The sequence below is a fragment of the Spirulina sp. CCY15215 genome, assembly GCF_016888125.1.
Lineage (GTDB): Bacteria > Cyanobacteriota > Cyanobacteriia > Cyanobacteriales > Spirulinaceae > CCY15215.
This window is the reverse complement of the sequence record NZ_JACSWA010000336.1, coordinates 37,604-48,793: the sequence shown is the minus strand read 5'-3', so window position 1 is coordinate 48,793 and position 11,190 is coordinate 37,604. Positions and strand designations below refer to the sequence as shown.

The 11,190-nt window shown below is 44.2% G+C and carries 7 protein-coding genes; 3 read left to right on the top strand and 4 right to left on the bottom strand.

Annotated elements, in window-relative coordinates; genetic code table 11:
* The first annotated feature begins 262 nt into the window (after nt 1-262).
* Entirely contained in the window at nt 263-883 is a 621-nt protein-coding gene (locus JUI58_RS07065) for a hypothetical protein (protein WP_204103055.1), read from the top strand.
* Nucleotides 884-1,325: 442 nt separating this feature from the next.
* On the top strand, nt 1,326-2,744 hold the full coding sequence (gene glgA / locus JUI58_RS07060) for a glycogen synthase GlgA (protein ID WP_204103054.1): 1,419 nt from the start codon (nt 1,326-1,328) through the stop codon (nt 2,742-2,744).
* 225 nt (nt 2,745-2,969) lie between these two features.
* Here glgA and JUI58_RS07055 read toward each other — a convergent pair whose 3' ends face one another.
* The 3 genes from JUI58_RS07055 to JUI58_RS07045 form a co-directional block, all read right to left on the bottom strand.
* Nucleotides 2,970-3,434, bottom strand: coding sequence for a hypothetical protein (locus tag JUI58_RS07055; protein ID WP_204103053.1), 465 nt, complete (start codon nt 3,432-3,434; stop codon nt 2,970-2,972).
* 17 nt (nt 3,435-3,451) lie between these two features.
* On the bottom strand, nt 3,452-6,697 hold the full coding sequence (locus JUI58_RS07050) for a valine--tRNA ligase (protein ID WP_204103052.1): 3,246 nt from the start codon (nt 6,695-6,697) through the stop codon (nt 3,452-3,454).
* Nucleotides 6,698-6,948: 251 nt separating this feature from the next.
* A complete protein-coding gene (locus JUI58_RS07045) occupies nt 6,949-7,377 on the bottom strand; it encodes a photosystem I reaction center subunit II PsaD (protein WP_204103051.1) in 429 nt (142 codons plus the stop codon).
* A 117-nt stretch (nt 7,378-7,494) separates the two neighbouring features.
* On the opposite strand from JUI58_RS07045, the gene JUI58_RS07040 reads away from it, so the two are divergent.
* Complete coding sequence (locus tag JUI58_RS07040; protein WP_204103050.1) at nt 7,495-7,956, top strand: GNAT family N-acetyltransferase; 462 nt, start codon at nt 7,495-7,497, stop codon at nt 7,954-7,956.
* Between the two features lie 315 nt (nt 7,957-8,271).
* Here JUI58_RS07040 and JUI58_RS07035 read toward each other — a convergent pair whose 3' ends face one another.
* Nucleotides 8,272-11,178 (bottom strand): protein kinase, encoded by a 2,907-nt coding sequence (locus tag JUI58_RS07035; protein WP_204103049.1) that lies wholly within the window; start codon nt 11,176-11,178, stop codon nt 8,272-8,274.
* Nucleotides 11,179-11,190 lie beyond the last annotated feature (12 nt).

Below are 11,190 nucleotides of genomic sequence, written 5' to 3'. Positions count from 1 at the left end.
TGAGAACGCCAGTTGTTCTGGGAACGCTACGAGGTCTCTCGTAGCTGAAAGAATCCCCAACCATAATCTTTGATTTGGTTGGGGAGCGTTCAATATTAGTTGCGATCGCGTTTATCAATGCCTTGGAAATTTAGAACAGCAAGAATATATCGAAGGTTCACAAGGTACTTCATATTTTGAAGTTGGAAGGAAAGAATATCACGATTGTCAGTTAACCACTAAAGGAAATGTAATCATTGACCATCCAGAGGATTTTATAGCTATGCCTAGAGAGGAATTCATTCGTAAAATACTTGGAGCAATTCATGAAGGACACACCAGCGAACAAGGAATTGCTTCACATTTGGAGACTGAACAATATCGCGTACATTCGGCATTAGCCACTCTTAATCAGGAGAGCTATATCAAGGGAGCAGAAAGTTCCTCCCAACGAGGAGAGCTAGAGTATGTAGCTTGCACATTAACTCCTAAAGGTCAAACAATGCTGAATTATCCAGATGATTTACCAGAGCAAAGTCGGCTTCGTCTTCAACAAAAGTTCAACATTTCTGACAGCAATATTGCAAGTGTTACTGGTTCAGGTCACATAGACAACGCGACGATCAATAACTATTCACCTGAACAGCGTCAATCTCTTACTGAAGCTGCTAACGAAATCCAGGAATTGCTCAACCAACTGTCACAAACTTACAATCCACCAAATCCGCTTAACAATTCAAAAATTGCTACGGCAGGTGTGGAAGCTATCGAGAATAATCAAGCTCTCAAGTCAAAAATCATTAAAGTTCTTAAGGCAGGAGGTACGGAAACTTTAAAAGAATTAATCGATCATCCAGCCGTCAATATTGTCATGGCTTGTGTTGAAGCCTGGAAAGATGATTAAGGTGTGCGATCGCGGCAATGAGTTGTTAGTCACCAAAGCCCTGTAGTTGTCTAAGTAGGGTTTGCTGAGAAAGACCTATATAGCAATTATGGAGGCTTAGTAGTTTCATCGCTGCGATCTCCAAAAACCTTGGACTTTTTTTGCGAAAAAAAGCTGTAAACTCTTATTTGGTACGGCTTTCACGCTTATACAGCAACCCCTATTTAGCGATCGCATTAACATCACCAATTCGGGATCGGGATAGTTGACCTTAATGAAAAAAACATAACTGCGATCGATACGACAATAAATTTTAAGTGATTTTATAAACGAGAAAAGAAACCCAGTTATCAGTCTTGCGATAAAATTGGAGGACTGATAGCTGATGCCCGATAACTAAAATAGTTGACTCTTGACAGACTGCCATTAACAATTAGCAAAGAACAATTAAAAAAAAAGCAACATGAAAATTTTATTCGTTGCCGCCGAAGTTGCGCCATTGGCCAAAGTTGGGGGGATGGGGGATGTAGTTGGGGTATTGCCCAAGATTTTACGCAGGATGGGGCATGACGTGCGAATTTTCATGCCCTACTATGGTTTCCTCAATAATATCTTGGATATTCCCAAAGAACCCTTGTGGTGGGGAAATGCCATGTTTCAGAAATTTGCCGTTTATGAAACCATATTTGATGGTGATGTTCCTCTCTATCTCTTCGGACACCCTTCTTTCGATCCCAACCGCATTTACTACGGAGACGACGAAGAGTGGCGCTTTACCTTCTTCGCGAATGGTGCCGCCGAATTTGCTTGGAATTACTGGAAACCCGATATCATTCACTGTAATGACTGGCATACGGGGATGATTCCCGTCTGGATGCACCAGACCCCAGATATCAAAACTGTTTTCACCATTCATAATATTGCTTACCAAGGACCTTGGCGTTGGAAATTGGAGCAATTTGCTTGGTGTCCGGATTATATGCAGGGTCACAATACCATGTCTGCTGCCATTCAGTTTGCCGATCGCGTTACCACAGTGTCCCCCACCTATGCCCAACAAATTCAAACTCCTGCTTATGGGGAACAACTGGATGGGTTGATGTCCTTTGTCAGTGGCAAGTTACGGGGAATTCTCAACGGAATTGATATCGATCTTTATAACCCAGAAACCGATCGCTACATTGTTGAGAATTTTAACGCCGATAGCATCGAGAAACGCCAAGAAAATAAAATTGCCTTGCAAGAGGAATTGGGTTTGGAAATCGATCCCAGTAAGTTCCTCATTGGCATGGTAACGCGCTTAGTGGAACAAAAAGGCATCGATCTGCTCATGCAAGTGATGGATCGCTTTCTTTCTTATAGTGACGCGCAATTTGTGCTTTTGGGCACCGGCGATCGCTACTACGAAACCCAAATGTGGCATTTGTCCTCTCGCCATCACCGTCGCGTTTCGGCACAAATTCTCTACAATGATGGGCTATCTCGTCGTATTTATGCGGGAACCGATGCCTTTTTAATGCCCTCTCGCTTTGAACCTTGCGGAATTGCCCAAATGCTGGCCATGCGTTATGGTTCTATTCCCATTGTGCGCCGCACGGGAGGATTAGTCGATACGGTTACTCATCACGATCCCGTTAATGGGGCAGGGACGGGTTACTGCTTCGATCGCTATGAACCTCTCGACTGCTTCACTTGTATGGTACGCGCTTGGGAAGGTTATCGCTATACCGATACCTGGAAAACCTTACAAAAACGAGCCATGTCTCAGCGATTTAGTTGGGATGATTCCGCCCGAGACTATATCAAAATGTATCAGGAGATGTTGGGAATTCCTACTGAACAAAAAGCAGGAATGGCGATGACAGGGACTTCCTCTTATTAATATCAAATCCGGTTAAACAACCAAAAACCCGACCTCAAACTGAAGAGGGCGTATGCAATAAACCCGACCTCAAACTGAAGAGGGCGTATGCAATACGCCCGACCTCAAACTGAAGAGGGCGTATGCAATACGCCCCTACAGTTGGGTTTGGGGGTAGGGGCGCAATGCTTGCGCCCGCAATGCTTGCGCCCGCAATGCTTGCCCTGAAATTATGGTTCTCAATTCTTAATCTTGCTCGAGTTTTTTAAGTTCTGCTTCGCGGCGATCGAGTTCTTCTTCTCGGCGATCGAGTTCTTCCTGTTTTTTCCTGAACTCCTGTTCCATTTTTTCTCGACTGGATTCTAATTCTAACTTTTTCATGCTTGACTCTTGACTTTTGAGAGTTAATTCGTGTTGCCAGTTTTCAATTTTTTCTTTTTCCTCGATTAACCAAACTTTTTGCTTGGATGCTAAAAGCCAATCTGTGACATCTTCGATCGCACAGAAACAGTCTTTTTCGTCTAATTCAACCAAAACGAGAAATCCAACACGAGGGGTGAAGGTTGCGGGAATTTGCGTACCGGCAAGATGCACCGATCGCGATACACCATCGACAGCCCAGGTATTTTCGGGAAGTATTTGCTTTGCCAGTAATTGCAAATCGATTCCCGATGCTGAATTGTTTTCCACTCGTGCTAAATATTGCATCATTTTGGCAGTAGAAGAAATTATTTGAGGCGATCGAGGCGATCTTGTAAAATTTCCATCTGTTTTTGCGCTTCTGTTAAAGCATCCTTGGCACCCTGTACGACATCATCTGGCGCTTTACTAACAAAGTTAGTATTATTCAAGCGCGAGGTTAAAGCCTTCATTTCTGCTTCAACTTTACCTAATTTTTTCTCTAGCTTAGTCTGAAGTGCCATCAAATCCACAACTCCTTCTAAGGGAATCAATACTTGTACTGTGCCGACAACCCCAGCAAAGGCTTGCGGGAGAGTCTCTTGCAAGGTTGGCAAGATCGCAATGGTTTCCCCTTTGGCCAAATCTTGAATATAAGATTGTCCTGCAATTAAAATTTGGCGTTCTTCCTCTTGTTCGCTTTGCAGGATAATAGCGGTTTTCACCCCAGGTTTAATGTCAGCTTCTGCACGCAAATTGCGAATAGTACGAATGGTTTCAATCAGTAAGTTAAATTGTTCCTCGAGATGAGGATTTAAAAGAGTAGTGGGGAGGGGTTGCTGCATTTCGACGGGTCCGGGGGATGGAGAGGGAGAAGTCATCACCACGTCCATTTCTGATTCTGAGGTCATCTTTCCTAAAACAATTTCCCACTGTTTTTGAATTTTCTCTCGCAGTGCCTGGCGACCGGAAGATCGGGCCAAATAGCGTAGGACAAACCAGGTCGAATAGCTGACACCGACCAATTCCAAAGTTGGCTCAATAAAAGGAATAGCATTGAGGGTATTGAGAAGCGCGACCAGAATTTTGAATCCGACCAACGATCCCGAAGCCACAGCGATAACAATGAGAGTGCGTTGATTGTTTTGGAAAAATTGATTGGTTCCTTTGGGGAGACTCGCGAGGAATTGCAAGAGAGGATTTTCGTAGTCGGGAGTTTGAGTGACTGGGGACTTCGGTGGGGAAGATGGGGGAGAAGGGGTTGACTTCTCTTCCGGCAGGGTGTCGCTGGCCCAAGGATCGGCGATCGCGTAGTTTTGCGGTTTAGCAGGAGCAAGAATCTCATCCACCTCGGGATAGGCTTGTAGGGCGATAACCTGTCCCGTTTTTTGCGTTAAAACTTGCCAGATTTCCTCGGTAATATGGGGCATGAAGGGATGGAGGAGTTTTAATGTTCCCTCCAAGACATAAGCTAGGGTTTGCCTCGCGACGCGCCCAGAATTGGGGTTGCTTGGCGATCGCAGCCGGGGTTTGACCAATTCGATGTACCAGTCGCAGAAATCCCCCCAAATAAACTCATAGAGGCGCTTTGCTGCTTCTCCCAAGCCGTAGCGATCGATATCATTGCGGGTGTCGCCCACGGTTTGATAGAAACGGGAGAGAATCCAGCGATCGCTTAACTCTAAGGCAGTTACGTCGGGTTTTCCCAGGCGATCGGGAGTTTCTCCGTCTAAGTTCATCAAGACGAAGCGGGCAGCATTCCAGAGCTTATTGGCGAAGTTGCGGGAAGCCTCCACGGATTCGGATTCGTCAGTTTTGCGATCGTACTGCAAGCTAATATCTTGTCCTGCCCCAGCGACTTCTTTAATTAGGGTATAGCGTAGAGCATCAGTGCCGTATTTCTGAATTAAAATCAAGGGATCGATGCCATTCCCCGCAGATTTGGACATTTTCCTGCCCTTTTCATCTCTGACCAACCCGTGAATGTAAACATCCTTAAAGGGCATCTCATCAGTAAAATGTCCCGCCATCATGGTCATGCGTGCCACCCAAAAGAAGATAATATCAAATCCGGTGACGAGGGTAGAATTGGGATAATAGGAACGTAAATCCGATGTTTCCTTCGGCCAGCCCATCGTTGAGAATGGCCATAACCCCGAGGAAAACCAAGTATCGAGAACATCGGGATCTCTCTCTAATGTTACTCCTTCGCCAAACATGGCTTTGGCTTTGCCCATTGCTTCGGTATCATTGCGGGCAACCACAAAGGGGGTATTATCGGTAATTTCGCCTCCAGTTTCGCTGATGGCGTACCATGCTGGGATTTGATGCCCCCACCACAATTGCCGCGAGATGCACCAATCTTTTAAGCGTACCAGCCAATCGCGATAGACCCTGCTCCATCGTTCGGGAACAAAATGGGGGGAATTTAGCTTGTCGAGATGATGGAGGGCGCGTTGGGAGAGGGGTTCGATTTTGACAAACCACTGGGTGGAAAGAAGGGGTTCTACGGGAACTTTGCCGCGATCGCTATAAGGCACCGCATGGCGATACTCCTCCACTTTCACCAATAATTTATCCATTTCCAAGCGCTTGATCACATTGCGCCGCGCCTCAAAGCGATCCTGTCCGGCAAATTCCCCCCCATTTTCATTCAATGTGCCGTCTTTATTCAAAATGTTAATAAAGGGCAAATTGTGGCGCTGTCCCATCTCAAAATCATTGGGATCGTGGGCTGGCGTGACTTTAACGCAACCGGTTCCAAAAGCAGGATCCACCAATTCATCGGCAAAAATGGGGATTTCTCGGCCAATAATGGGCAGAATAATTGTTTTGCCGATCAAATCCTTGTAGCGCGGGTCTTTAGGGTTGACCGCGACTCCTGTATCTCCCAGCATCGTTTCTGGGCGAGTGGTGGCAACTTCTACATGGCCGTTACCGTTACTGAGGGGATAGCGAAAATGCCATAAATAGCCATCAATTTCTTTATTCTCCACCTCTAGGTCAGAAACGGCGGACTGGGAGGCGGGACACCAGTTCACCATATAATTACCCCGATAAATCAAACCCTCGTCGTAGAGGCGCAGAAAGGCTTCCTGGACGGCTTCGCAGAGGGTGTCATCCATTGTAAAACGTTCCCGCGTCCAATCGGCGGATAACCCCAAGCGCCGCAACTGATTAACAATTGTACTCCCCGATTCTTCTCGCCATTGCCACGCCCGTTCTAAAAATTTCTCTCGTCCGATGTCGTCGCGAGTTTTCCCTTCTGCCTTTAATTGACGTTCTAGGATAGTTTGTACGGCAATGCTGGCGTGATCGGTGCCTGGCAAACAGAGGGTATTTTTCCCTAACATCCGGTGATAGCGCACCAAGGTATCGATTAAAGCTGTTTCAAAAGCGTGTCCCATGTGGAGGCTTCCCGTCACGTTGGGAGGAGGGACGACAATGCTGTAGGTGTCTTCACCTCGGGCGGGATCGGCTTTGAAAATATGATTTTGTTCCCAGTATTGCTGCCACTTTTCTTCCGTGGCGGATGGATCGTATTGGGGGGCAAGGGCGGGGATTGGGGCTGTCATGCGGGGAAGTAGGGTAAGGAACGAGACAAAATTTAGGGTGCGATCGCCTTTCTGCTTGTATTTCCATATTTTGCCACAGGCGCGGAAGGGTTTAGCTAAATTTCTGCAACGGAAGGAAAGATCGGGGGATTTTTGTTTGGCGATCGCCTCTAGTTCTCAAAAATAAAAGGGGCGCAGATTGCACCCCTATGATTGTCTTTTGCTGCAATCAAAGATTTGCAGAAGAGACTTTTCGCAAGTTCTAGTTAAACTTAAACTTCAAACGTTTCTTGACCGGAGAACTTAACCGTAACAGGCTCGGGATTTTTGCCGATAGAGCGATCCTTTTTACCAACGGGTCCGCGGCCTTCGTTAACTTTTTCGGGGAATACGCCATCCGCAGGGTGCAAATACTGGATTTCTCCATTGGGGTAAACCCGATAAATTTTGTAGTCCTGAATTTTCGGTTTGAATTTGGTGCGAAGTTGAGTACCGAGGGCGAGACACTGCTCTTTACGGGCAAGATACAGTAAATTGTCGCCAGCGTTCATGATTGCTGCGCCACCGGTGGGCATTTCAAAAACTTGCTCGGATTCACTCGACCAAGTAATGGCGTATTTTTCTTCGGTTTCTGCTTTGGTAAGCAAACCACCGGTGCTACCGCCAAACATGGGCATTTTTCCGGAAAGAGCTTCTGTCATAATTCTTCTCTCTAAATCGAATGATTTAGGGGAATGCTATCACTGTAGGGTTCTATATTTTCAGGTTCTGTCAAGAACTGTAACAGTTGTTTAACATTAGAGTTTGGGAAATGGGTTATGGGCGATCGGAAATTACCGGAAAATTGTTTGCTACGTCGCGCTTTGCGGGAGGATATTGGTGCAATTCGCCGTTTGGTCTGGGGGGCGCGACTGGACCCGACTCAGTTACGCTGGCAACAGTTTTGGGTGATTGCGAGGGGGGGAGAAATTATTGCTTGCGGACAGTTACGGATTTTTAAGGATGCACAGGAGTTGGGTAGTTTGGTGGTTGCGCGGGGCGATCGCGATCGCGGTTTGGGAAGGTTTCTCTCTCGGCATCTGATCCAAGAGGCCACAAAACCTCTCTATTTGGAGTGTGTGGGGGGGAAATTAGCGGCGTTTTATGAAGATTTGGGGTTTGTTGCGGTGAAATGGGAGGAGTTGCCGCGATCGCTTAAGTTCAAGTTTGCTCTTTCTCAACTGGCTAAAGTTCTTGTTCGCCTTCCTGTTACGTTTATGTTTAAGCCAAATTCAGGTTGATCTATGAGGGGAGATTATTTTTTGCGATCGCACCGATCGCGTATAATTAGGAACTGATTCTATTAAGTCTTATCAGCAAAGGTTGAAGCGGTGGTTACGGTAAGTTCTCAAGGGGAATAATTAAGAGCATTATTGACATTTGCGATCGCCTCTCATTGCGTTTCATCTGAGGATTCTGGAGATTTTTCTTTGAGGAGTTGTAGAAGGCGATCGCCACTGGAAGTTTCTCTAACCATTCCCACTTGTTGGGTAGGATTTAGTAGGATTTAGTGTTTCCAGAATTTGTCCTTCACTGGCATTAATTTTTTCTTCCCATTAGCGATCGAATTCATCTATGATAATGTCTGGGATATCTCGAGGATATTGTTTGAGTTCGGGGATATGGGGAGGGATAATTCCCAACCATTGACGCAATAAATTGAGTTTATCTGAGGTTTGATAATAGGGAGTAAGGGGAGATGGAGGACGTTTTTCTTGCCAAACTCGTTCGAGAATTTGCTTTGATTGAGGAACTTGCAAAGATAACCAATCTGCAAGATTTTCTCGGGAGGGTTTGTCCAACCAAATTTGTGGATTACTATTGCTTAATTCTGCTAGAAAATAGGGAATAGGAGGGTCGGGATAGCGATCGAGATCGATGGCTAATTGAAAAAATTCTTTTTCTGTCCAGTCTGAGGGTAAAGGGAGAGGGAAAAATAATTGTTTGAGGCGATCGCTAGGGGATTGTTGAATTCGGGAGATTGTATCCAAGAGGTCACGTCCTTGTAACCATGCTTCTGTCCAGTTACATAAGCGTTTTCCTTTAATCCAATAGTGTCCAGGTTGTCCGGTAAATTTCTGCAACCATTCTCGTTCTGTGGCGATCGCGATATAGTTGGACTCGATAGGATAAAGACTCGTTGGATCTAAGACAACTTCAAGTTTTAGAGAAGGTTTTGGAGTTAATATTATTGTTTCTAGAGGGGGTTTTTGTTCGGCTTTGGGTTGGGAGTTTTCCAAAGAATCGATCGCAGTTAACATTTCTGTTGCTGAGGTAAAGCGATCGCGACGTAAGGGGGAAATTGCTCGAGCAAAAAAGTCATTCCATTCTGCTTTTAAGTCTTCACAGCCAGAGAATTGATGTAGATTTTGTGGAGATTGATCCAAACTGGGAACAGGATTTGTAAAAGGATATTTTCCTGTCACGCATTCATAGAAAGTAATCCCTAATCCATACAGATCGCGATCGATTTTTTCTTCAGAATTATGATGAGAATTGGCTTTAAAATCCGGGGGAATGTAGGGACGAGTTCCTGTATTTACCGCAGTTGTTCGATCGCCAGATAACGCAATATTAAAATCAATAATGCGAATTCCTGTTTCGGTGAGAATAAGATTAGAAGGCTTAATATCTTGATGGTAAACTTTATGTTGGTGAAGATGTTTTAATCCTGCGAGAGTTTCTTGGGCAATTTTTAAGGCTTCAGGGGGAGAAAAAGAATGATTTTCGATGGCTGTGTGAATATCTTTACCTTCAACATATTCAAAGGTAATAAAAGGAGTATCATCTTTCAGTTGACCCGCAGAGATAACTTTAACAATATGAGGATGGGGAGGAACATTTCTTAAGACTCGATATTCTTGGGTGAGGCGATCGTAAACTGAGTGGCGATCGCGAATGACCAATTTTAAAACAATAGATTCATCTCCCATTACGTCTCTCGCGTGATAAGCAACGGCAAAACTTCCAGGTTTCCCCAAACGATTTACAATTGTATAGCGATCGTCGAGAATAGATTCGGGAGGTAAATTGGCTAAATCTAGAGAGGGGCGATCGGGTGAAGATTTTGCGTTCAAAGTATTGAAAACCTGTTGGACTTCTTCGCAACTTTGAAAGCGATCTGAGGGATGGAAAGCACAAAGTTTTTGCAACCATTCATCAAAATTGTGAGATAATTCTGGATAGTTTTGGGAAGGGCGATCGGGAAATATTGCTTCGCGATCGCACAATTCTTCCGCAGTCTTAAAAGCCCTTTTACCCATTAAAAGTTCATAAAATACCAGACCCGCAGAAAACAAGTCCGAGGTGATACTGGCTTGAGAGGGATCGGTATAACATTCAAGGGCTTGATAGATAGAATTTGCTTCTAAATCTTCTTTAATATCTTCAGCAATTGTAGCGTTTCTCTGACTGATACGGGCATAATCAAAATTTGTTAACTGAGCTTGACAATTTTCTGTTAATAAGATACTATCGGGGGTGATATTGCGGTGAATAATGCCGTGTTTGTGGGCATGATTGAGAGCATCTAAAAGATTTTGAATAATTTCTAGTTTGCGATCGAGAGATAGGTTATTTGTTGCAATAAACTGACGCAAAGAACGACGAGGACTATCATCAAAAACCAAAACCCAAGTATCGGCATCCTCACCACTAAAACCGTCTTTAATGTTTAAAATGTTAGGATGGTTTGGCAGTGTAGAAAGAGCTTGATAGGCATTAGAAATTAGTTCGTATTGACGCTTGCGAGTTTCTTCCTCTAACCACGGATCAACAGCATAAACTCGCAAACGAACTTTGATATTTTGCAGATATGTTTTATAGGCACGATATTCTTTATAACCTTTATATTCACTCAGTTTATCTTCAACTTGCCAGTCCCGATAGCAAGGGAATTTCGATCTAGGACGAGATTTTCCGCGAATGGCATTTTCAACTTTAGGACGGTAAGATTGTATATTAAAATAACGAGAATCTGGAATTAATTTTTTGCTTTGAAAAAATTCAAAGCAGCGTCGATCAAGATAAGTAATAGAATGGTCGTCTAGATGTGCGGAATCGTCAATCTTGATATCTACATCGACCATCAAAATAGCGGCTTGGATGTGTACTTTTCCCAGTCGATCGCGTAACGCATGATTGCTATCTCGAATTAATGTACTGAGAATTTTAGTGTGTCTGCGAACTTTTTTGAGGGGAGAAAAAATCGGTTGATAGCGATCTTGATGCCAGTAGTTTCCAATAATTTCAATCGATCCATGCCAGTTTTTAATATCAACGATAAAGACGCAATGAGGAGATATAATAATAAGATCGATCTCAAAAATTTCTACTCCTTGTCTTAATTCAAGATTAGTAAAAAGAGTATATTCTTCTGATAAATGATTTCGCAAATAGGCGATCGCGTCTCTTTCCGATTGATTGACAAATTCTCCTAATTGAATTACTTTTGCTTTTCTCATGTTCTTTTTCTC